Here is a 23766-nt window from a genome sequence, read left to right on the forward strand (position 1 = left end):
TCCCTAATCCGGCCGAGTCCGGCACCAGTACGACTCGATCCGAAGCCCAGGGTGTGCACATTGTGCACACCCCCCATTTTCCCCATTTTGTTGCAGGCCCGACAGGCTCCGCAGATCTCGCTGGAACGGCTCATTGCTCTTCTGGCGGCGCCGGTTCGGATGCCTCGCGGACCAGGGTCTCCAGAAGCTCGATTACGGACTTAGAGCGTTCAACAATTTTTGCCCGCGCAACTGCAACCGGAGTCTGATCAGAGTCCTCGGCCTGCTCATAGCCTTGCAGCAGCTGTAGGTAGTCGAGCTGAACTGCGCCTGCCGCTCGAGTATGTAGCACCCACTCGTTGTCCTTCGCAGCCGACATCATCGCGGCGCAGGTAACCAGCGAGCGTACAAGATCCGCCATTATTCGGTCAAGGCCCACAGCGGCCCGGAGAAAAGTGTTGACCTCTACCTCTGTTGCGCTCGGGCCAGCCTCTTCTTCGAAGGTTTTGTAGTAACCCCAGGGCTGGAGCCCCTTAGGGTCCAGCCGAGCGATTGCCCGCTCGACACTCTCGGATAGGGCGATAGGATCCTCACGAAGTGCAGCTCCGTGCCGATGTTCCCAGAGCCGGAGGATATGGTCGGCAATTGCATCCTCGGCTTCTGAACGCTCCCGCCCCCGAAGGGACTCGAGTGTGGCCATGCGCTCGGCAAGGTAGTGCGCCATCCACCGTGACAGGAAATCATGCTCATCCAGAGTGGCGGCGATTTGCTTACCTAGCAATAGGATCGCCGCGGTAGTCGCGCCATCCCTCGTTGGGCGTGAAGAGGAAGAACTTGACGTAGTCATCGAGATACCCCAGAGAGTCATCGGAGCCTGAATAGCGCCGGGTGGATTCGTCATTCCTATCAAAGCGGACTGCAAGGATCACCGCACTGTCTGTTGCGGCGGCGAGATCTTCAAGGAGTGTTGGCGTGACTCGAAGTCGGGCACCGTCTGGCCCCCGCCGCTCACGACTACCGTCTTTTTGAGACCACGCCGCAGAGACGGCAACGGCTTCCGGCTTCCCAGGCTGGAGCCAGTCCAGTCCGTTCGTCGTCGAGCTCAGGTTCAGCAGCTTTCGCACCCAGTCGGAAGGTCGCGGTGTTGGGTACCGCACATCGAGGGAGAATTGGTCTCGTCGGTCACTGCCACTTTCCGAGTCAGGATCGTCAAGCCATCCTTGAAGCCGAAAAGTTCCGAGGTCGTATGTGAAATCTTCATCACCACCGAGCGGGATACGGAAATTGTTGAATGACGGTGAAGTTTGCAGGGCCCGGACGAGCGCCGGACCAGTTTCACGGCCAACGAGGGCGCTTGTCACGAAAATATTGTCTGAGGTTCCATAATCAATTCGGTGAGCGGATTGTCTCACCGTGATCCAACCATCCGCCCCGAGAAATGCCCGGACGAAGTCGCCGGTGGTAACTTCCCACAACCATCCGTCGCGGCCACTACGCGAAGAGTGGCCCAGGTCGCGGGGCACGGCCCGACGGGCGTCGGACAGCCACAGCCGGTCCTCGCGGCTTAGATCGAATGTTGAAAACCAGCGGTCGAACTCTGTACGGTCATCCTCTGGCTCCTGATACGGCGTCTTACTCCTAAGCAATCGGCCAGCGACTGTGAGCATCGCGTGATATGAGAGATAGAAGTCCAAATCCTCCGCTTCGGGGAAGTCGTATTTGTAGAAGTATGTTTCCCCCTCCATGTAGGTGTCTGCGGCTCGTCGGGGGTCGAGCGTCAATAACGGCGAGTCGCGCCACTCCCACTCTTCAAGGATCAAGTCGCTCGCGGCCTTAGCCACATCGGAGTGCTCAACCTGGAAAGAATCGCTCAAAGGACCAAGCCAGTACTCATCTATATCGAAGTGGAAGTCGAACTCCGAGGTCACCCGACTTGTGGTGAATGGTTTGGGCGCACCAGCGCGTTCATAGCGGGCGAGCACTTCAATTGGCTTCGGAGTGATCGTGGCTTTATCGGCCAATTCGTTATCGCCAGTACGAATGCCGATTTGGGCGCAGCAACGCTGCATTCGTACATGATCCGGGTATTCTGCCTGCAGCCTCTTGATTGTTGGCAGTACCGAAACGACGTTCCCGGGATGTGCGACGGAGGCACGCTCGGCGGCAACCAGCAGCGCTTCCACGGCGTGCATCCGATAGAAGGTAAACCTCTGGTCGGCGTAGCCTATGGGCGCATCGCCACGGGAGAACTCGCAAAGGGCATCAATCAACATTTGATCGCCGTACTCGAAGAGGAATCGCACAGCGTGTGTAGCCCGCCAGCGAATACTAGCCCGCGGATCTGCCAGCGCGGACCAGAGAAAGGCAGCGGTAGCGGAGTGGATATCCGAGGAGGTAGGGATTTCAAGACCCTCCGTTGACCACGGTTCAATCTCTAGGGCCTGTTCCAGGTCAGTGAGCGCCGACGTGAGTGAGGAGACTGCCTCCTGTGGCGTCAGGAGAGACGCAACTGCACCTGCTAGGCGGTAGCAGGACTCCGCAGACGAGACGACGATCGTGGCATCCGTTGCCTCGAGCGCAAGCATGGAGACGCCGCGCGCGTTTGTGCCCAGGAGAGCAGCGAACTCTTCCAGATCGATTCCAAATCGGTATCCCGACATGATGGTTGTGCCATTCTCAGCGAGAAAGTCGTTGGCGAGTGCACGGAGAGCTCCACGAAATGCCTGGCTGTTCGACGGTAACTGTAAGGCATGTTGAAGGAAGGACGCTCTCTGCCATGCCGTGAACTCATCACATTCACGGAAGGCATGAGTCACTGCCGCCCAATGGCTGACGGGCCGCTCCATCATCGCCTCGATGAGCGGAAGAATCTCGCTCCCGTGGTTGGCATCCGCGATTGCTTCTGCGGCCTGCGACATGCTCTTTTGCGCAGAGAGGTTGAGCTCGTGCAAACGTTCTCGCAGCCCCGCGAGTTTAAGTGCCTGTGATGCCACGTAGGCGCCATTGTCGTTAGAAAAACTGGATTCATAATCTTTGCTCCGGGTCTCGGAGGTGTCCTTGGAGTCCAGCCCGAAGCGGGCGGCAACACTGGCATCAGTGTCTTCAGCGTGGAGCTCCGAGCCACGTGCCCGCGCCAAATCGCGAACTGCAACGAATCTACTGTCGGTGAGTTCGCCGCGGTCCTGAAGCAGGGTCAGTTGCGGACCTATGGATATACGTTCGCTAAACGAGGCCAAAGCTATCGACAGATGAGGCGCTGGCTGAAACAAACCAGCTTGTTCCTCGGAAAGTGAGTGGAGAAGCCACTCCAAAGACCCAAACCGCCGATCGCGCCACTGGCCAAGCAACCCCAAGGATCTGGGGCCAGCGATTTGTCGAACTGCTAGGATCAGTTCCCCCTCTTCGAAGCCGTCGTCCAGGTAGGGCTTTATCCTTTCTGATACATACGCAAGGTGTGCAGCCAACACGAACGCCTCGCTCTCGTCTTCGACTGCGGCTACGCGTCCAATCGCGATAATCGACCCCCAGCGTTGCCACCCGTCATCACCCACACGGGACACGACCGTGACCGCGCGCTCGAAGTAAAGGCGCGCTTCAAGAGAGTCATAGGTAAAGATCGATCGCGCTATGCGAACCAGGTCATCCGCCATCTGGTCTGCAGACTGGTGTTCTCGCTCGGACGCGCCGGCCGCGGCACTGGCGCAGGCATAAGCAGCATCAACGAAGCGTTCGTCCCCGCGCAAGCAGGCAATCATGTCGGCCGCTACATATAGCCCTGAATGGTCGTTGGCGTTTCGCAGGATTTCACGGAATCGATCTGCAACAGTTTCTTCGCGGGTGTCACGCGCTAATTGGGCGGCGATAGGCCCGGCTATCCGGCGAAGGAGAACAGGGTCCCGGTAGCCTGAGCGCTTGTTCGGATAGGTGCCAAGCAAGGCATCAATCCCGCTAGCTGCGACACTGCCCAAGCTCCAATTCGCCCATTCGTTAAGCCACGGGAGAAGCTGCTGGAGTTGAGCTTGCTGTTCTTCAGATTCTTGCCGTCCTCGGCGACGTTCGACCGTATCGTTTGTTGGTTGCAGGTCCGGAAAAGTGAGCGGTTGCTCTCGTAGGCGCGCGCGCAATGCATAAGCATGAAGCATGCCAGCACGCATGCGCCCATGGATGTCACCCAAGTCGGTTGGCGGTTCGGTGGGAAGGTACTCGTTCAGCAGCGAAATCGCTTCCCCTGGGGCCGCGATGCTGGAGCGTACAGCCCATGCTGCGATCCAAGAGACACCGCGATAGACCATGTCTGCCGCATTCTGAAGCGCGTACTCTCTGAAATCGATGTCGAGGCGCTTTCCCCGTAACGTCTCCCACGCGCGCTGGGCGTGCTTCTGCGTCAACGGAACGCCACGGCGCTGCGATTCGGCAGCGATCGCTACGCTGAGCGCTGCCGTCTGGGATGCGGCTCCGAGTCGCGTGGCGTTAACCTCCTCGCCTCGTGCTAAAAGGGTCGCGGTTACAAGACCCGCGGGCTCGAGGATCCAGCGAGCTGGACGCCAACTTTCCAAGAATCGCGCCGCAGGTCCTTCTCCGTGCAGGTAGAGGGCCGCCAGCGCGATGTCTGCAACGTTTTTGGGCTCGACCCTAGAATCGACTGATTCTTCAGACGCCTGGACCCATGCGTGCAACGCGGCTTGTGCAGCCCGCAGCCGGTTCCGTCCTTCAGCTTGTCTATCTGCCCTCATAGCCAACATGACAGATTCAGCTCCTAGCACCGCGCCCGGCCAGTCACTCGGAAACATGCGGGCGGCTCGTAGCTCATCCAGTGTTGAGCTGTCGAGAATTTCTCCTGTCAGGTCGGGTTCGTTGCAGAGGAGCTTATAGCGACGCTCACTGCTTGCTGCCGCCACGCCTGCACGCATCGCAAGTCCTACGATGTCCTCAGGATGACGAAGCTTTATTGCTGCACGGAGCGCGAAGGCGGTTCGCAATTGTGCGATCTGGCGCCGCTCGACCTCGCTTGCACTTGGAAGCGCGAGATCGGCACCCGCAAGTTGTGTCAGTTGGGTGTAGCGACCGGTCTCCCACAGCACCTGTGGGAGTGAACCAGCGGCATACGAACTCGTGGCCGATAGCTCTGTAAGAGTGGCCACAACTCGCTCAGCATTTTCCGGGTTCAGCGCATATCGCGTCCGAAAAAACGTTTCGGTTGGTTCGTCTAGGAATTGCACCGAGTCTTCATCGACGAGGAGCCCACGACCAAGGTCAGACACAAAACTGCGTATCAGCCCACTGTCCCGTTCGGTTAGAGACGCCAGAACACTAATCGGAATTCGGGGGCGCAGGGTAGCGAGCAGCTGTCCGGCGAACTCTAGCGCGTCACGGTCATCCCCAGCAGCGTCAAGAATTTCATCGAGCTGTTGATTGAGCAACTGCTCGACGGCATCGCCACCTTCCGCCGTTATCCCAGCAAGCCATTCAAGACATTGGCGAAGGCTACTGCACCGCTCGAGCGATAGCGCTTGGATTCGAGGATTGGCCGAAGTCCGTCGATGGAATTCTTCTACCTCGGTCGGCGTCGCTTCTGGATATCGCGAGCGAAGCATTCCCGAAGATTCGGCAATGGAGAACTCTGACAAGTCGAGTTGTACGAGTCCCGGGGGCGGGTCAAGGTCATTTACACGGTAAGGGCGACAAGTGAGGACTATGCTCACGTTTTCGACTGGATCTAGGCGCAGCAAGTCACGCACGAACGATTGTTCCCCCGGCCGGGAATCGGCTGCAGCCGCGGCATTATCAGCCGCATCGACAATGACGACAATTCGAGCACCCGGGCTGACTTCGGCATTCCGTAAGGCAGCCTCCACCAGACGCTTACGAAACGCCTTGAGGTACTCAGTTGAAGCCGTCGCTGAGCGCGGGATGATCGGAGGGCAGAGCGCGGCGGCGGCAAGCTCCGAAGTAATCTGGACTAATCCGTCGCGGTGTCTGTGTCTGGAGTGGTTGGACGCACGATAGGATCCATTTCCGAAGCAGTCGTAAACGATCACAGTAGCGCGGTCTTTAAGCAACTGGGGAAGCTGCCTGGCGAAGGTGCTCTTGCCCGCCCCGCCGACCGCTGTAATGATCATCGGACGCTCGGCTGCGAGTATTGCCTCAGCCAGTTCTTTGTAGCGCTCTCGTTCGACTTCGGCCGGTTCGGTGGACAAGAGGGATGGGGCCGGGACGAGGTCTTCAACCGCTACCCCGAACGCGGCAGCCACGGTTGCAAGTCGAATTGGAGCGGCCGTTTCTCCGCTCGCACGTCGACTGACTTGTTCTATCAGAACGGATGGGATCGTAGGGTCCGTCTCTCCAGTAAGCGCTCCCGTCAAGTCATCGAGTTGTGACCTGAGCGCCTTGAGCTCTAACTCGCCGGAAGCAAACTCGACCCGGTTCAGAAACTTGATTGCCGCTTCGCGATCCAGCTGAAGCCACCTCAGCACCTTCCCTGGATACGAATTCTCAGTAAACTGCCGCCCCTCGGTAATCTTTGTAAACGCGGTTGTCAGGGTGCGACTGATAGGACGATTCGTGACGATGACGTAGCGGGCCCTCACATGGGACGGCACTTTCAGAGCTTGAGAGGCCCGAGAGTCGATCTGCGCGAACTTGCGGAGCGTCGGGCCCAGATCACTCAAGCCCATGTTTCGGGTAGCGCGAGTTGTAGAGTACTTCAATTGCCGGACGACGACCTCGTCGAAATCATCAGGTCCCTGACCGTAATACTCAGCTACGTCGATGATCTCATCACCCGCAACCGTTTCACCTCCGGCTCCTTCGATCCACACAGCTTGCAGCCGTGAACTCGCGTCCAGGAGCTTCAACGATCGGGCAGCGGCCCACACATGATGAAATCGCTCACCAGCGCGACTGTATTCGACCAGGGCGGAGTAGTTCGGCGAAGCTTTAGGCTCGACAGACTCGGCGTCCGCGTCCTGCATCGAAATATTAGTCATTGCCTCACTGGTCACTGCTCAGATTCTGTCCAAACAAACGCAAACCGCCGCAATGGGGGCATCGGTCAGTCGCTTTTCATTCTGGCTTTTAGCCAACTTTAGTTGTCAAAGCCTTAGCAGCCCGCTAAGCCAGACGGATGTCGCAGTTGGAGTACGAGATCCTTTTGCCATCCCCGATGGCGACAACCCTGCCCCCTGCCTTGACTGCGGCGGCCTCACTCAGAGCTACCATTACGGGCGCTTCGGCAGACAACGACTCGACTCAAGCCAAGGAAAGAGGCCCTACCCTGACCTTCACGTCGGTGGTGATGCAGGTGGACAAACATGTCAAGTTTCGCCCCCGCTCGCGGGGGTGCAGAACGGCTCCCGCGGGCGTCTGCGCCTGATTGCCTGATTGCCTGATTGCCCAGTACGAGCATGCCGTGATGAGGCCAACCGCGAACGGGCTGAAAACCACAAGGCGTTTTAGACGGACCACGCGCTAGTCAAACCATCCACGCACTGTGACCGGTTGACGAAACGGCTCTCTGCGGATTAGGGACGCCGTCGGGTCGGTCCGTGGTGCTTGGGCCGGCCACGCGGACCTGACACCGAACGCTCCATAAGCACCACGGCGTCCCTCCGTTCCGTCATGTCGTCCTCGACCACGCAGGCAATGAACGGATGTGAAGTACCAGCCAGATAGCAGGCAGATCCCTACGGGACACCGCCTCTCAAGTCCAGCGTCATGTAGTAGACGCCGCAGGCACCCATGAAGAAGTATCCAAGACCCGAACAGTCGACCACATAGGAAAGGAGGCGCCGGCTACAGGAACGGCGACCAACAAAAAGGGCCCCGAAGGGGCCCATAAGTGAACAGCTTGTGCACACTCAGAGGCTCACAAGCCCCTGAACGGGGAAAACACTGTGCCCGAGGTGGGACTCGAACCCACACACCTTTCGATACCGCATTTTGAGTGCGGCGCGTCTGCCAATTCCGCCACTCGGGCGCGGAGTACACCGGTTGTCATATTCGCCTGCTCCATGGTGCTGTGAGCAACGCGATCGCTTCCGGTGCGCGAAATTACTCTACATGCAGATAGGCTGAATTCCAGAATCGCGCCAGTGACGCCGCATTGATCCCTACCGGCCCCCAGTACACCAGCGGACTTGCCTCAGATGGTCGAGTTCCCGCCGTACCTTTCCAAGGAGTTCCCGTGTCAGAACAGACGGAGTCAACCCCCACTTCCCAGCCGGCGCGCCGCGTCGTCGTCGCCGAGGATGAGACCCTCATCCGGCTGGACATCATCGAGATCCTGCGCGGCGAGGGCTACGACGTCGTCGGCGAGGCGGACAACGGCGAGAAGGCCGTGCAGCTCGCGGAAGAGCTGAAGCCTGACCTGGTCCTGATGGACGTCAAGATGCCCGTCATGGACGGCATCTCCGCCGCCGAAAAGATCGTCAAGGCCCGCATCGCCCCCGTGGTGCTGCTGACCGCCTTCAGCCAGAAGGAACTCGTCGAGCGCGCCCGTGACGCCGGCGCCATGGCCTACGTGGTGAAGCCCTTCACCCCGGCCGACCTGATCCCGGCCCTGGAGATCGCGCTGTCCCGCCACGAGGAAATCAAGGCCCTCGAGAGCGAGGTCAGCGACCTTCAGGAGCAGTTCGCCACCCGCAAGCTCGTGGAGCGCGCTAAGAGCCTGCTGACCACCAAGATGGGCCTGACGGAGCCGGAGGCGTTCCGCTGGATCCAGAAGACCTCAATGGACCGCCGACTGAGCATGCGTGAGGTTGCCGAGACCATCATCAACCAGGTCAACTAGCCGCCGGCCAACAGGCAGCAAACAGACAAACAAAAGGAAGGGCCCCGCCGCTGAATCTCAGCGGCGGGGCCCTCCCTTTGTGTTGCTTGGCGAAGAACTAGATCTTGTTGTTCCTCTTCTTCTTTTCCGGCCAAGGGCCGAGCTTGTCTTTGGCTACCGCCGCTTCGCCCTGGCTGCCGGCGTCGGCGAGGTCGCCCACCTTGTGGACCTTGAGCATGTTGGTGGAACCGGCCTTTCCGGGAGGCGAACCGGCGGCGATGACCACCATGTCCCCGTCCTCAACCAGGTCCATCTCGAGCAGGTTGCGGTCCACCTGCGCGGTCATCGCGTCGGTGTGGCCCACCATCGGGACCAGCACCGGCTGGATGCCCCAGGTCAGCGCGAGCTGGTTCCAGACGTGCTCCACCGGGGTGAAGGCGAAGACCGGGCGGATCGGGCGCAGGCGCGAGAGGCGGCGTGCCGAGTCACCGGACTGGGTGAAGGTACAGATGTACTTGGCTTCCAGCTGGTCGGCGATCTCGACGGCGGCACGAGTGATGGCGCCGCCGCGGGTCTTGGGCTTGGTGCCCAGCGGGGGGACGCGCTCCAGGCCGTGGACCTCGGTGGATTCGATGATCCGGGCCATGGTCTTGACGGTCTCGATCGGGAACTTGCCCACGCTGGTCTCGCCGGAGAGCATGACGGCGTCCGCGCCGTCGAGCACGGCGTTGGCGCAGTCGGAGGCCTCGGCGCGGGTCGGGCGCGGGTTGTCGATCATGGACTCGAGCACCTGCGTGGCCACGATGACGGGCTTGGCCCAGCGGCGGGCCAGCTCGACGGCGCGCTTCTGCACGATCGGCACTTCCTCCAGCGGAAGCTCAACGCCGAGGTCGCCACGGGCCACCATGATGGCGTCGAAGGCGTCAATGATTTCGGGGAGCTGGTCCACGGCCTGCGGCTTTTCGATCTTGGCGATCACCGGCACGCGGCGGCCTTCTTCGTCCATGATTTCGTGGACGCGCTTGATGTCCGAGGCGTCGCGCACGAAGGAGAGCGCCACCATGTCCACGCCGCGGCGCATGGCCCAGCGGAGGTCGTCCTCGTCCTTTTCGCTCAGGGCGGGGACGTTGACGGCAACACCGGGCAGGTTGATGCCCTTGTTGTTGGACACGTAACCGCCGACGACCACCTGGGCGACGACCTTGACGTCGTCGACCTCGATGGCACGCAGGGCCACCTTGCCGTCGTCAATCAGCAGCGCGTCGCCGGGGTTGACGTCCTCGGTGAGGCTCTTGAGCGTCGTGGAGCAAATGTCCTTGGTGCCCGGAACGTCCTCGGTGGTGATCGTGAAGGTGTCACCGACGGCGAGCAGGTGCGGGCCATCGACGAAGCGGCCGAGGCGGATCTTGGGGCCCTGGAGGTCGGCCATGATGGCGACGGCCTTGCCAAGCTGGCCGGCGGCCTTGCGGACGTTCTCGTAGGTGTTGTCGTGCACGGAGTAATCTCCGTGGCTCATGTTCATGCGGGCCACATCGACTCCGGCTTCCAGCACGGCGAGCGTGTTCTCGAAGCTCGCGATCGCCGGTCCGAAGGTGGCCACAATTTTAGCGCGTCTCATATACCTACCCTAGTTGTCTCTTGGTTGTTTTAAGTTGTCGCGGGGATGAACGGCCGGTGCCCGGCCCGGACCCCGCAGGATCCGGGACCGGCTACAGGACGGCGATCGCCCGGTCGGTCGGCGCAACTGGCGCCGGGAGAATGGTGCTGCCCATCAGGAACTTGTCCACCGCGGCCGCGCAGGCGCGTCCTTCCGCGATAGCCCAGACGATCAGGGACTGACCCCGGCCGGCGTCCCCGGCAACGAAGACCCCTTCCGTGTTGGTCATGTAGTAGCCGTCCCGCGCCACGTTGCCGCGGCCGTCGAACTCGGCGTTCACCTGCTCGGTGATCCCGGCGGGTTCGGCGCCGGTGAAGCCGAGGGACAGGAAGACGAGGTCCGCCGGGATGATCCGCTCGGTGCCGGCCTTGGGCAGGCGCTTGCCGTCGACGAATTCGGTTTCGGCGACCTTCACGCCCGTCAACTTGCCGTCCTCACCGACAAATTCCACGGTGGAGGCGAGGTACGTTCGCTCACCGCCCTCCTCGTGCGCGCTGGCCACCTCGAACAGGGTGGGGAACGTCGGCCAGGGCTGGTGCGCGGCCCGCTCGGCGGAGGGCTGCTTGCCGATCGCCAGCGTGGTCACGGACGCCGCCTGGTGCCGGTGCGCGGTGCCGAGGCAGTCCGCGCCGGTGTCGCCGCCGCCGAGGATCACCACATGCTTGCCGGCGGCGTTGATCTGGTTTTCCACCGTCTCGCCGGCCACCACGCGGTTGGCCGGGACGAGGTAATCCATCGCGAAGTGGACGCCTTCGAGCTCCCGGCCCGGGATCGGCAGGTCCCGCGGAACGGTGGCACCGGTGGCGACCACGACGGCGTCGTAGCGGCGGCGCAACTGCTCCCAGGTCACGTCGGTGCCGACGGCGACGCCGGTCCGGAAGCGGGTGCCCTCGGCCTTCATCTGGTCCAGCCGGCGGTCCACGTGCTCTTTTTCCATCTTGAAGTCGGGGATGCCGTACCGGAGCAGGCCGCCGATCTTATCGTCGCGCTCGTACACGGCCACGGTGTGGCCTACGCGGGTCAGCTGCTGCGCCACGGCGAGTCCCGCGGGGCCGGAGCCGACGACGGCGACCGTCTTGCCGGTCAGGCGGGCCGGCGGGAGCGGGGTGACCCAGCCGTTGTCGAAGGCCTGGTCCACGATGGAAACTTCGACCTGCTTGATGGTCACGGCCGGCTGGTTGATGCCCAGCACGCAGGACGCCTCGCAGGGTGCCGGGCAGAGCCGGCCGGTGAACTCGGGGAAGTTGTTGGTGGCGTGCAGCCGCTCCATCGCTTCCTCGCCCTTGTCCCGCCAGACGAGGTCGTTCCACTCCGGGATCAGGTTCCCCAGCGGGCAGCCCTGGTGGCAGAACGGTACGCCGCAGTCCATGCAGCGGCCGGCCTGGCTTTTCAGGACACCCTTTTCCTGGGCTTCGTAGACCTCTTTCCAGTCCATGATCCGGACCGGGACAGGACGGCGCGGCTGCGTTTCACGCTGGCGTACTTTCAGAAATCCGCGTGGATCAGCCACCGGTCACCTCCAGGATTCGAGACCAAACTTCTTCGCCGTCGGGGTCCAGGCCCTCTTCGATGGCGTCAAGACGGGTTTGCAGCACGGCCGCGTAATCGCGCGGCAGCACCTTGGTAATGCGGGCTGCGGTGTCGTCGAAGTTCTCCAGCAGCCGGGCCGCGTGCTGCGACTCGGTCTCCTCGAGGTGCTTGACCAGCAGTCCGTGGACAATTTCGCGGTCCTCGGCGTCGAGTTCGCGCAGCTGCAGCTCGCCGGCGTCGAGGGCCTGCTTGTTGACCCGTTCGGTCTGCAGGTCCAGGACGTAGGCGGTGCCGCCGGACATGCCGGCACCGAAGTTGCGGCCGGTGCGTCCGATGATGAGCGCCTGGCCGCCGGTCATGTACTCGCAGCCGTGGTCGCCGATGCCTTCGACCACCGCTGTGGCACCGGAGTTGCGCACCATGAAGCGCTCCCCCACCTGGCCGCGCAGGAACAGCTCGCCGCTGGTGGCGCCGTAGCCGATCACGTTGCCCGCGATCACGTTCCGCTCCGCAGGGAAGACGTTGGTGCGGTCCGGGCGGACGATGATGCGTCCGCCGGAGAGGCCCTTGCCGACGTAGTCGTTGGAGTCGCCGAACATCCGCAGCGTGATGCCCGCCGGCAGGAACGCGCCGAGCGACTGGCCGGCGGTGCCGGTCAACGTGATGTCGATGGTGTCGGTGGCGAGCACGTCGGTGCTGAAGGTCTTGGTGACCACGTGGCCGAGCATGGTGCCCACGGACCGGTCCGTGTTGATCACGTCGACGGCGATTTTGACCGGGGTGCGGTCGCTGAGGGCCTCGGCGGCCATCGCGATCAGGCGCTGGTCAAAGTGCTTGTCCAGCTCGTGGTTCTGGCCCGTGAGGTTGCGCAGCGGGGCGTCGTCGTCGAACTCAAGCCCGTGCAGGATGGGGTCCAGGTCCAGCCCTTCGGCCTTCCAGTGGCTGATCGCCTCCCGGGTGTCGAGCATTTCGGCGTGGCCGATCGCTTCCTCGAGGCTCCGGAAGCCAAGTTCGGCCAGGATCTCGCGGACTTCCTCGGCGAGGAACTCGAAGAAGTTGACCACGAACTCGGGCTTGCCGCTGAAGCGCGACCGCAGTTCCGGGTTCTGCGTTGCGACGCCCACGGGGCAGGTGTCGAGGTGGCAGACGCGCATCATGATGCAGCCGGAGACCACCAGCGGCGCGGTGGCGAAGCCGAATTCCTCGCCGCCAAGTAGCGCGGCGATCACGACGTCGCGGCCGGTCTTCAGCTGGCCGTCCACCTGCACCACCACGCGGTCGCGCAGGCCGTTGAGCATCAGGGTCTGCTGGGTCTCGGCGAGGCCGAGTTCCCAGGGCACACCGGCGTGCTTGAGCGAGTTCAGCGGCGAGGCGCCGGTACCGCCGTCGTGGCCGGATACCAGCACGACGTCGGCCTTGGCCTTCGTCACGCCGGCGGCGACGGTGCCGATGCCGACCTCGGAGACCAGCTTGACGTGCACCCGGGCCGAGGGGTTGGCGCGCTTGGCGTCGTAGATCAGCTGGGCGAGGTCTTCGATCGAGTAGATGTCGTGGTGCGGCGGCGGCGAGATGAGCCCGACGCCGGGCGTGGAGTGCCGGGTCCGGGCCACCCAAGGGTAGACCTTCTGGGCCATCAGCTGGCCGCCCTCGCCGGGCTTCGCGCCCTGCGCCATCTTGATCTGGATGTCGTCGGCGTTGGACAGGTACAGGCTCGTGACACCGAAGCGGCCCGAGGCGATCTGCTTGACCGCGGAACGGCGGGTCGGATCCAGCAGCCGGTCCACGTCCTCGCCGCCTTCACCGGTGTTGGACTTGCCGCCGAGCCGGTTCATCGCGATCGCGAGGGTCTCGTGGGCCTCCTGCGAGATGGAGCCGTAGCTCATGGCTCCGGTGGAGAACCGCTTGACGATGCTGGAGACGGGCTCCACTTCCTCCAGCGGGACCGCCGGGCGCAGCCCGCCCTTGAACTTGAGCAACCCGCGCAGGGTCATCAGGTTCTGGGACTGGTCGTCCACGCCGCGGGTGTAGGCCTTGAAGATGTCGTAGCGGCGTTCGCGCGTGGCGTGCTGCAGGCGGAACACCGTTTCCGGGTTGAACAGGTGCGGCTCGCCGTCGCGGCGCCACTGGTACTCGCCGCCGCCCAGCAGGGGCTGGTGCGGCAGTTCGATGCCGTTCTCCGGGTACGCCATCCGGTGCCGCGCCGCGACCTCAGCGGCGATGACGTCGAGGCCGACGCCGCCGAGCTGCGAGTGGGTGCCGGAGAAGTATTCGTCCACCAGGTCCTGGCCGAGGCCGAGGGCTTCGAAGGTCTGTGCGCCGGTGTAGGAGGCGACCGTGGAGATGCCCATCTTGGACATGATCTTGAGGACACCCTTGCCGAGGCCCTTGATCAGGTTGTAGACACCGTCCTGCGGGGTGACGCCGGTGACGTCGCCGGACGCGATGAGCTGCTCCACGGATTCCATCGCCAGGTACGGGTTTACCGCGGAGGCGCCGTAGCCGATCAGCACGGCCACATGGTGCGTCTCGCGGACGTCGCCGGCCTCGACCACGAGTGCGGTCTTGGTGCGGTTGGCGCTGCGCAGCAGGTGGTGGTGCACGGCACTGACCAGCAGCAGGGACGGGATCGGCGCCCATTGGGCGTTGGAGTCACGGTCCGAGAGCACGATGTACTGGACGCCGCGGTTGATGGCACCGGAGACCTGCTCGCAGATCTCCGTCAGCCGGGCGCGCAGGGCGTTCTCGCCGCCGTCGGGGCGGTAGAGGCCGCGCACCTTCATGGCGACCCGGTCGCCGTCGGCGTTCTCGATGTTGGCGATCTTGGCCAGCTGGTCGTTGTTGATCACGGGGAACGGCAGCGAAACCTGCGGCTGGCGGACCTGCTTGGTGTCCAGCAGGTTGCCGTTGGGGCCGATCGCGCAGGTCAGGGAGGTGACCAGTTCCTCGCGGATGGCGTCCAGCGGCGGGTTCGTGACCTGCGCGAAGGACTGCACAAAGTAGTCGAAAAGCAGCCGGGGCCGCTTGGAGAGCACGGCCACGGGGGTGTCCGAACCCATGGCGCCAAGGGGTTCCGCGCCGGTCCGGGCCATCGGGCCGAGCAGGATCTTCAGTTCCTCGGTGGTGTAGCCGAAGGTGCGTTGGCGGATGTTGACCGAAGCCGCGGTGTGGACCACGTGCTCGCGCTCGGGCAGGTCCTTGAGGTCGATCAGGTTGTCCTTGAGCCATTCGGCCCACGGGTTGGCGGCGGCCACCTCGGCCTTGACCTCGGCGTCGTCGATGATCCGGCCGGCTTCGGTGTCCACGAGGAACATCTTGCCCGGCGAGACGCGGCCCTTCTTGACCACCTTGGACGGTTCGACGTCGATCACGCCGACCTCGGAGGCGAAGACGACGAGGCCGTCCTCGGTGATCCAGTACCGGCCCGGGCGCAGCCCGTTCCGGTCCAGGGTGGCGCCGACGAGGTTGCCGTCGGTGAAGGACACTGCGGCGGGGCCGTCCCACGGCTCCATCAGCAGCGAGTGGTACTCATAGAACGCGCGCCGGGCCGGGTCCATCGTGGCGTGGTTTTCCCAGGCCTCCGGGATCATCATCATGATCGAGTGCGTGATGGGTCGGCCGGAGAGCCAGAGCAGTTCGGCAACCTCGTCGAAGGAGGCCGAGTCCGAGGCGCCCGGGGTGCAGATCGGGTAGAGCTCTTCCGGGCTGTCGCCGAGCAGCGGGTTGGCCAGCTGTGACTGGCGGGCGCGCATCCAGTTCCGGTTGCCCTTGACCGTGTTGATCTCGCCGTTGTGGGCAATGGTGCGGAACGGCTGGGCCAGCGGCCAAGACGGGAAGGTGTTGGTGGAGAACCGGGAGTGGACGATCGCGAGCTTGGTCTTGAAGCGCTTGTCCGAGAGGTCCGGGTAGAACGGCTCGAGCTGGGCGGTGGTCAGCATGCCCTTGTAGACGATGGTCCGGGAGGACAGCGAGGGGAAGTACACGCCGAACTTGTTCTGGGCACGCTTGCGGATCCGCCAGGCGCGGGAATCGAGCTCGTTGCGGGAGAGCGTTTCGCCGGTGCTGGAAGCGAAGAACGGCTGCGCGAAGTAGGGCATGCAGGCCCGGGCCATCGCTCCGACCAGGTCGGCCACGATCGGAACCTCGCGCCAGCCCAGGACGGTGAGGCCCTCGTCGGCGGCGAGGCCCTCGATGCCGGCCTTGGCGGCATCGGATTCACGCTGTTCGGCCGGCAGGAACGCGGTGCCCACAACGTACTGCCCGGCTCCGGGGAGTTCGAAGTCGGTGACCGCGCGGAAGAACTCGTCGGGGACCTGCATGAGGAGGCCGGCGCCGTCGCCGGTTCCCTCGTCGGCACCGACGGCACCGCGGTGTTCAAGGTTGCGCAGGGCGGTCAGGGCGGCGTCGACAATGTCGTATCCGGGCTCGCCGCGCAGGGTGGCGATGATGGCCAGTCCGCAGGCGTCTTTCTCCTGCTCCGGGTTGTAGAGCCCGCCGGCTTCGGGCAGTGCCGCGAAGCGCTTGAACGGCGAAACGGCCGTGGGTTCCTGGTCCGGACCGGACCAGCTGGGGCTATGCAGGGTTTGGGTCATGGGAGACGTCCTTCCTCCTGATCGTGCGTATGGGAGGGACAACATTGGCCCGAATCGGTGCGCCGGTGTGACGGGCGCAACAACGTGATTTTCCTACTCGAATTGTAGGCCAGCGCCGCTTGCTGTACGAACAGTTACGCGGGCTGCCGGCCCGGGTTTGCATGGCGTGCAGGTCTCTGCTGCCCAGTGCAATCCCCGTTGCCACGACGCTGTGGACTCGGGCCCAGCCGGCGGTTGCCCTGCAGCCCGATTGCCGTCGCTGAGCTACTTGGTGCTGTCAGCGTCCGGCGCGGTCTCGGTGGACCGGCGGCCGGATACTCCGGTTGCCGGTTCTCCGGTGGCGGGCATGGTGCCGCCGGTGGATTCTCCGGCGGCCGCAGCGGGGGCTGCGGCGCGGTCCGGACCGCTCTGGTTCTCCCGGAGATTATCACGCGATTCATTATCTGAGACAGCAGAGTCCGAATGGCGGATGGTTGTGCTTGCGGCCGGGACCGTAGCCGGCTCGCGGGTCTCAGTAGCTGCGGTCGCGGCTTGGGGTGCGACGGCGGCTCCGTCGTCGGCGTTCTTGGCGGCGGCTTCGTCGTCGGCGTTCTTGGCGGCGGCTTCGTCGTCGGAAGCGGTCGCTTCGCCGTCGGCGTCGCCGTCGACCACCGCGGCTTCGGGCTCGCGGCCCGGCAGGTACGGAGTGTCGGGCATCTCCCGCTTGCGCAGTCCAAGCACGATGAAGACCACGAGAGCCGCGACCAGGACGAAGATGCTGGTCCAGACATTGAGCCGGGTGGTGATGCCGAAGAGGCTGATCTGTTCGGCATCGTCGATCCGCATGGCCTCGATCCACACACGCCCCAGCGTGTAGTAGATGGCGTAGAGCCAGAAGAGCCGGGCACGCCGGAACGCGAACTTCTTATCCAGCGCGAGCAGCAGCGCCACGCCGACAAGGTTCCAGAGGGACTCGTACAGGAACGTCGGGTGAAAGAGGGTGTCGGCCGGCATGCCGGCGGGGAAGTTGGGGCTGTTGGCGTCGACCTGGAGGCCCCACGGCAGGGTGGTGGGGCCACCGAAGAGTTCCTGGTTGAAGTAGTTGCCCCAACGGCCGATCGCCTGGGCCAGCAGCAGCCCGGGGGCCGCGGCGTCCATGAAGGCGCTGAGCTTGACGCCGGCCCGGCGGCAGCCGATCCAGGCGCCGACGGCGCCCAGCACCACGGCACCCCAGATACCAAGGCCGCCGCGCTGGATCTGCGGGATCAGGGACAGGTCGCCGGTGCCGTCGAAGCCGGGACCGAAGTAGGCGTCCGGGGAGGACACCACATGGTAGAGGCGGCCGCCGATGATGCCGAAGGGGACCGCCCAGATGGCGATGTCCCAGACGCTGCCCTCGGGCGCACCGCGGCGCGCCCAGCGCACCGACGTCAGCCAGAGGCCGGCGATGATACCGGCCAAGATGCACAACGCGTAGGCGTGGATGCGCAGGGACCCCCAGGGCAGCGGGATATCGAAGCCGGACCAGTCCGGGCTCGGAATGCTCGCGGGAACCATCGCTGCCGCGTGGAGGACTGACTGCATTGCTTACGCTTCTTCCTTGGTGAGGCCGGTGCTGAGCTCTTTCGTCAAGGACGCTACAGCATCGACGCCGCCCTCACCGATCGCCGCGACGAGGGCCGTGCCAACGATTACTCCGTCGGCGTAGGCGGCGATTTCGCGGACGTGGCCCGCGTTGGAGACGCCCAGGCCCACGCAGACCCGCTCGGCTCCGGCCGCATGCGCGGCGGCGACGACGTCCTTGGCCGCGGAGCTGACCGAGGTCCGGGCCCCGGTGACACCCATGATGGAAACGGCGTAAACGAAGCCGCGGCTCGCGTCGACGGTGCGCTTCATCCGTTCCGGCGAGGAGGAGGGCGCCACGAGGAACACCCGGTCAAGGCCGTACTTGTCCGAAGCGGCCATCCATTCCGAGGCCTCGTCCGGGATCAGGTCCGGGGTGATGAGCCCGGCTCCCCCGGCCTCGGCCAGGCGGCGGGAGAACTCGTCCACGCCCATCCGGACCACCGGGTTCCAGTACGTCATGACCAGGACGGCGGCGTCGGTCTTGCTCGTGATGCCGCGCACGACGTCGAACACCTGGCTGACGTGGAAGCCCTTGGCGAGGGCCTCGGTGGTGGCGGCCTGGATGACCTGGCCGTCCATGACCGGATCCGAATAGGGGATGCCGATCTCGATCAGGTCGGCGCCGTTTTCGGCGAGGGCGATGCCGGCGGCGATGGTCTCCTCGACGCTCGGGTAGCCGGCCGGCAGGTACCCGATGAGGGCGGCACGGCCCTGGGCCCTGGCGCGGTCGATCGCCGCCGCGGACTTGCTGGCCGTTGCTTCGGCGTTGGTCTCAGCGGTGCTCACAGCTGCTCCCCCTCCTGGGCGATTTCGTGCTCGGGTGAATCCTTGTCCAGCAGGTCGAACCATTCCGCGGCGGTGGCCACGTCCTTGTCACCGCGGCCGGACAGGTTCACCAGCACGATCTTCTCCGCTGCGTTCCCGCCTGATTCTGCGGCTTCCGCCGCTAGCCGCTGGCCAACCTTGATGGCACCCGCCAGGGCGTGCGCGGACTCGATCGCGGGGATGATGCCCTCGGTGCGGCAGAGCAGCCGGAAGGCCTCCATGGCCTCGCTGTCCGTGATGGGCTCGTAGCTGACCCGGCCGATGTCGGCGAGGTAGGAGTGCTCGGGACCGACGCCGGGGTAGTCCAGGCCCGCGGAGATGGAGTGCGACTCGATGGTCTGGCCGTCGTCGTCCTGCATGAGGTAGGAGCGGGCACCGTGCAGCACGCCGGGCTTGCCCAGGGTGATGGTGGCGGCGTGGCGTCCGGTTTCGACGCCCTCCCCGCCCGCTTCAAAGCCATAGATCTTCACCGAGGGGTCATCCAGGAAGCCGTGGAAGATGCCGATCGCGTTGGAGCCGCCGCCGATGCAGGCGCAGACGGCGTCCGGCAGACGGCCGGTCTGTTCCAGGATCTGGGCGCGTGCCTCCTCGCCGATGACCTCGTGGAAGTACCGGACCATGGCCGGGAACGGGTGCGCTCCGGCGGCGGTGCCCAGCAGGTAGTGGGTGTTGCCCACGTTCGCGACCCAGTCGCGGAGGGCCTCGTTGATGGCGTCCTTGAGCGTCTGGGATCCGTTGGTCACCGGGATGACGGTGGCCCCGAGCAGCTCCATCCGGGCTACGTTGAGTGCCTGCCGGCGGCAGTCCTCGGCGCCCATGTAGACCACGCATTCCAGGCCCAGCAGGGCGGCGGCGGTGGCACTGGCGACGCCGTGCTGGCCGGCTCCGGTCTCGGCGATCACCCGGGTCTTGCCCATGCGCTTGGCCAGGAGCGCCTGGCCCAGCACGTTGTTGATCTTGTGCGAGCCGGTGTGGTTCAGGTCCTCACGCTTGAGGAAGACGCGGACTCCCCCGGCGTGCTCGGCGAAGCGCTTGGCTTCGGTGAGCAGTGAGGGACGACCGGAGTAGTTCTTGTTCAGCTCCGCGATCTGCGCGGTGAACTCGGGATCTGCCTTGGCCTTCTCGAAGGTGTCCTCGAGTTCGTCCAGGGCCGCGATGAGGGACTCGGGCATCCAGCGGCCGCCGTAGGAGCCGAAGTAGGGTCCGGGGGCGTGGCGCAGGGAAGGTGCACCCTGCGGTCCGTCCTCGTCCGGTCGTTTGCCTTCCAGGAACGCATCCACGGGGCTTTCATCTGAGCCGGCTGTTGGCGCATCGACCATCAGTCTCACCATCCTGTTCCACTGCTAACTAGATCTTCGGTGCCGCACGGGAGCCCCGCAGGGGTCCGGCCGGGTGCCGGGCCGCGCCGCGGGTCAGGAGCGTGCGGCGATTTCTTCGGCTCCGGCGGCCATGAATTCGGCGATCCGCTCGCGCGGGGTCGCGTCGCTCACAAGCGCCTCGCCCACCAGGACGGCGTTGGCGCCGCTCGCCGCGTAGTGCCGCACATCGTCGACGCCGCGCACACCGGACTCTCCGACTACGAGCGCCCCCGCGGGGATGCCCGCGGCCAGGTCCGCAAAGACGGAACGGTCGACGTCGAGCGTCTTGAGGTTCCGGACGTTGACGCCAATGATTCTCGCTCCCGCGGCCACGGCGCGTTCGACTTCGCCCGGCGTGTGGGTCTCCACGAGCACGTTCATGCCCAGCTCACGGCTGAGCGCGCTGTATTCGCGCAGCTGCGCATCGGAAAGTGAAGCGACGATCAGCAGGATCAGGTCGGCGCCGTGGGCACGGGCCTCCCAGATCTGGTACTCGTCGATCATGAAGTCCTTGCGCAGCAGCGGGATGTCCACGGCCGCCCGGACTGCGTCCAGGTCTGCGAGGGAGCCGTTAAAGCGCCGCTGTTCGGTGAGGACGCTGATCACAGCTGCGCCGCCGTCGGCGTACTGCACGGCAAGCGAGGCCGGGTCCGCGATGCTCGCCAGATCGCCCTTGGAGGGGCTGCGCCGCTTGATTTCGGCGATCACCTTGAGCTGGCTCCGGTCGGAGGGACCGCCCAGGGCGGCCCAGGCGTCGCGCGCCGGGGCGGCCGCCGCGGCACGCTCCTTCAGCTCGGCGAGCGTGACGAGGCGTTGGCGGGCCTCCATATCCTCCCTGACACCGGCGTTGATGTCATCGAGAACAGTCACTACTAGTGGCCGGAGTTCTTCAGCTTGCTGCCGCCGACGCCGTAACCGGCTTTGCGCATAGCGAAGCCCACCACGAGGCCGATCAGCATGACGGCCGCGCCGGCGATGAAGATCGGAATGTTGGCGATGACGAAGGCGATGGCCGCGATGAGGGCACCGACCAGCATGATGATCACGGTGGTCCAGGCCGCCGGGCTGTTGCCGTGGCCGGTCGGCTCGCTGTGGTCGACGCCGTCGTAGACGCCGGTGCCGGCAGCGGGCTGGGGTGCGGAAACAGGGGCTTTGCTCATGGAAATCTCCTCAGAATCAATACTGCTTACATTCTGCCATTTATTGGCGGGCGTTTTGGCCGCGTTGCGGGCTCCGAGCTCAGGTGGGGTCGTCGCCGCGGGAGAGCCGGTCCCAGCTGTCGATCTCGTCGGCCGGCTGCGCGGTGCCGGAAACGCCTCCGCTGGCGGCGGCGTCGTACTTGGTGCGGCTCTTCCAGTAGCGTCCGGCCGGGACAATGGCGAGGGCGCCCAGTCCCAGCAGCGAACCGGCCACGACGGCGAGGACCGGGAACGCGGTGACCGCAACCTGGACGTTGCTGCCGCTGATGCCGGTGGCGGCTGCGATGGAACCCTGCGCCGCAGCCAGCGGGTCGGCCAGCACGGTGGCCGCCGCGGCCACAATCCCTGCGGCGGCGAGCAGGACGATCGCCGTGATGACCCAGCGCGCGATGCGCCCGGCGATCGATGCGGCGAGCCCGCCGGCCAGCGCCACGAGGGCAAGGGCGGTAACGGTGGTGGCCGCCTTGCTGCCCTGGACCTGCAGGCCGTTCTGGCTGCTGAGGCCCTGGCCGAGCTGGCTGGGGTCCAGTTGCACGGTCAGCCAGGTCTGCGTGGTGGTGCCGAAAGCTGCCAGCGCCAGTGCGGCGATGACCAGGACCAGGGTGGATTTACGGGCCCAGCGCGGCACGGCCGGGCTGGTGCTCTTGACGATGGCGGGGCCGCTCATGGCTGCTCCGTCCCGGCACTGGGCACGGTGTCCGGCGTGATGTTGCGCAACGACTGGGCCGTGTGGACTGCCCGCATCGGGGCGGCGGCCTTATTGATGGTTTCGATCGCCTCGGTGGCGTTGACGGAGTCGGCCACGATCCCGCCGCCGGCCTGCACGTAGGCGCGGCCTTCCCGCAGCAGGGCGGAACGGATGGCGATCGCCATGTCCATGTCGCCGGCGAAGTCGAGGTAGCCCACCACGCCGCCGTAAATGCCGCGGCGGTGGGGCTCCAATTCATCCAGGAGGCGCAGGGCCCGCGGCTTTGGGGCGCCGGAGAGGGTGCCGGCCGGGAAGGTAGCCTTCAGCACGTCATAGGCCGTGGCAGTCGGAGCGAGCCGGCCCACCACCGTGGAGACCAGGTGCATGATGTGGCTGAACCGTTCCACCTCCATGAACTGCGTGACATCCACGCTTCCGGCGACGCAGACCTTGGAGAGGTCGTTGCGGGACAGGTCCACCAGCATGAGGTGTTCGGCGCGTTCCTTCTGGTCCGCGAGCAGCTCCTCGGCGAGGGCCTTGTCCGCCTCGACGGTCTTGCCGCGGGGCCGGGACCCGGCGATCGGGTGAGTGATGACTTCCTCGCCGGTGACCGTCACGAGGGCCTCCGGGGAGGAGCCCACGATCGAGTACTGCCGGCCGGCGGCGTCCTCGAGGCTGAAAATGTACATGTACGGGCTGGGGTTGGTGTTGCGCAGCACGCGGTAGACGTCCAGCGGATCGGCTCCGCACTCCATTTCGAAGCGGCGGGAGATCACCACCTGGAAGACTTCGCCGTCGACAATCGCTTCCTTGCCGCGGTCCAGGGCGGCCAGGTATTCGTTTTCATCCCAGCGTTCCTGCACGCTGGAGGCGAAATCCAGGGCGGCCGGCTGGAGCACGGAGACGGGCTGTTCCGTCGGAGTGCTGATTTTCGCCAGCAGTTCCTTCACCCGGGCGACGGCGTCGTGCCAGGCTTCGTCGACGCGTTCGGAGCTGTTGTCGAAGTTGATCGCGTTGGCGATCAGCAGCACGGTGCCGTCCATGTTGTCGTGCACGGCCATGTCCGTCACGAGGTTCAGCGCCATTTCCGGAAGCTGCAGGTCATCCTCCGGCGGGCTGGTGAGCTTCTCCCAGTGCCGCACCGTTTCCCAACCGAGGAAGCCCACCAGGCCGGAGGTGAAGGGCGGCAACCCATCGAAGCGGTCGGTGTGCAGGGCCCGGAGGGTGTCCCGGATGGCGTCGACCGGGCTCCCGTCCAGCGGCACGCCCACCGGCGGCTCGCCGAGCCAGTGCGCCTGCCCGTCCTTGGTGGTCAGCGTGGCACGGGACTTCGCGCCGATGAAGGAATAGCGGGACCAGGCGCCGCCGACTGCGGCGGACTCCAGGAGGAACGTCCCGGGCTGGCCCTGCGCGAGTTTGCGGTAAAGCCCGATCGGCGTTTCGGCGTCAGCCAGCACCTTCAGCCGGACCGGGATGACACGGCTGTGGCCCGCGAGTTCCCGGAACTCGTCCAGGCTGGGGCTGATGATTCCAAGGTCCTGCATGGCTGCGTTTTCCGCCTGTTCTCTG

13 protein-coding genes and 1 tRNA gene are annotated in these 23766 nt (G+C 64.8%); 1 reads left to right on the plus strand and 13 read right to left on the minus strand.

Annotation, left to right across the window (positions count from 1 at the left end; genetic code table 11):
* Positions 1 to 130: 130 nt before the first annotated feature.
* The 3 genes from AC1DNC_RS01845 to AC1DNC_RS01855 form a co-directional block, all read right to left on the minus strand.
* Positions 131 to 679 carry a hypothetical protein gene (locus AC1DNC_RS01845; protein ID WP_476860858.1) on the minus strand — a complete coding sequence of 183 codons (549 nt, stop codon included), beginning with the start codon at positions 677 to 679 and terminating at the stop codon, positions 131 to 133.
* A gap of 70 nt (positions 680 to 749) precedes the next feature.
* Positions 750 to 6980, minus strand: coding sequence for a hypothetical protein (locus AC1DNC_RS01850; RefSeq protein WP_476860859.1), 6231 nt, complete (start codon positions 6978 to 6980; stop codon positions 750 to 752).
* Between the two features lie 892 nt (positions 6981 to 7872).
* A tRNA-Leu gene (locus AC1DNC_RS01855) sits at positions 7873 to 7954 on the minus strand.
* 207 nt (positions 7955 to 8161) lie between these two features.
* On the opposite strand from AC1DNC_RS01855, the gene AC1DNC_RS01860 reads away from it, so the two are divergent.
* Positions 8162 to 8767 carry an ANTAR domain-containing response regulator gene (locus AC1DNC_RS01860; RefSeq protein ID WP_056739732.1) on the plus strand — a complete coding sequence of 202 codons (606 nt, stop codon included), beginning with the start codon at positions 8162 to 8164 and terminating at the stop codon, positions 8765 to 8767.
* Positions 8768 to 8864: 97 nt separating this feature from the next.
* Here the strand turns inward: AC1DNC_RS01860 and pyk are convergent, their stop codons facing one another.
* The 10 genes from pyk to AC1DNC_RS01910 all read right to left on the minus strand — a co-directional run bounded on the left by pyk (position 8865) and on the right by AC1DNC_RS01910 (position 23741).
* Positions 8865 to 10364 carry a pyruvate kinase gene (gene pyk / locus AC1DNC_RS01865; RefSeq protein ID WP_476860860.1) on the minus strand — a complete coding sequence of 500 codons (1500 nt, stop codon included), beginning with the start codon at positions 10362 to 10364 and terminating at the stop codon, positions 8865 to 8867.
* A gap of 91 nt (positions 10365 to 10455) precedes the next feature.
* Positions 10456 to 11913 (minus strand): glutamate synthase subunit beta, encoded by a 1458-nt coding sequence (locus AC1DNC_RS01870; protein WP_476860861.1) that lies wholly within the window; start codon positions 11911 to 11913, stop codon positions 10456 to 10458.
* Positions 11906 to 16522: a glutamate synthase large subunit gene (gltB, locus tag AC1DNC_RS01875; RefSeq protein WP_476860862.1), complete on the minus strand. Its 4617-nt coding sequence runs from the start codon at positions 16520 to 16522 to the stop codon at positions 11906 to 11908. The genes AC1DNC_RS01870 and gltB overlap by 8 nt, the downstream gene beginning before the upstream one ends.
* A gap of 264 nt (positions 16523 to 16786) precedes the next feature.
* Complete coding sequence (lgt, locus tag AC1DNC_RS01880) at positions 16787 to 18085, minus strand: prolipoprotein diacylglyceryl transferase (protein WP_476860863.1); 1299 nt, start codon at positions 18083 to 18085, stop codon at positions 16787 to 16789.
* A gap of 3 nt (positions 18086 to 18088) precedes the next feature.
* Positions 18089 to 18913: a tryptophan synthase subunit alpha gene (trpA, locus tag AC1DNC_RS01885; RefSeq protein ID WP_476860864.1), complete on the minus strand. Its 825-nt coding sequence runs from the start codon at positions 18911 to 18913 to the stop codon at positions 18089 to 18091.
* Positions 18910 to 20271 carry a tryptophan synthase subunit beta gene (gene trpB / locus AC1DNC_RS01890; RefSeq protein ID WP_476860865.1) on the minus strand — a complete coding sequence of 454 codons (1362 nt, stop codon included), beginning with the start codon at positions 20269 to 20271 and terminating at the stop codon, positions 18910 to 18912. Before trpB ends, trpA begins: the two co-directional genes overlap by 4 nt.
* Positions 20272 to 20364: 93 nt before the next feature.
* Positions 20365 to 21180, minus strand: coding sequence for an indole-3-glycerol phosphate synthase TrpC (gene trpC / locus AC1DNC_RS01895; RefSeq protein WP_476860866.1), 816 nt, complete (start codon positions 21178 to 21180; stop codon positions 20365 to 20367).
* A 2-nt stretch (positions 21181 to 21182) separates the two neighbouring features.
* A complete protein-coding gene (locus tag AC1DNC_RS01900) occupies positions 21183 to 21470 on the minus strand; it encodes an HGxxPAAW family protein (RefSeq protein WP_476860867.1) in 288 nt (95 codons plus the stop codon).
* 79 nt (positions 21471 to 21549) lie between these two features.
* Positions 21550 to 22176: a Trp biosynthesis-associated membrane protein gene (locus AC1DNC_RS01905; RefSeq protein ID WP_476860868.1), complete on the minus strand. Its 627-nt coding sequence runs from the start codon at positions 22174 to 22176 to the stop codon at positions 21550 to 21552.
* Entirely contained in the window at positions 22173 to 23741 is a 1569-nt protein-coding gene (locus AC1DNC_RS01910; RefSeq protein ID WP_476860869.1) for an anthranilate synthase component I, read from the minus strand. Before AC1DNC_RS01910 ends, AC1DNC_RS01905 begins: the two co-directional genes overlap by 4 nt.
* Between the last annotated feature and the right edge of the window lie 25 nt (positions 23742 to 23766).

The sequence above is a fragment of the Arthrobacter sp. 01N442 genome (assembly GCF_056399345.1).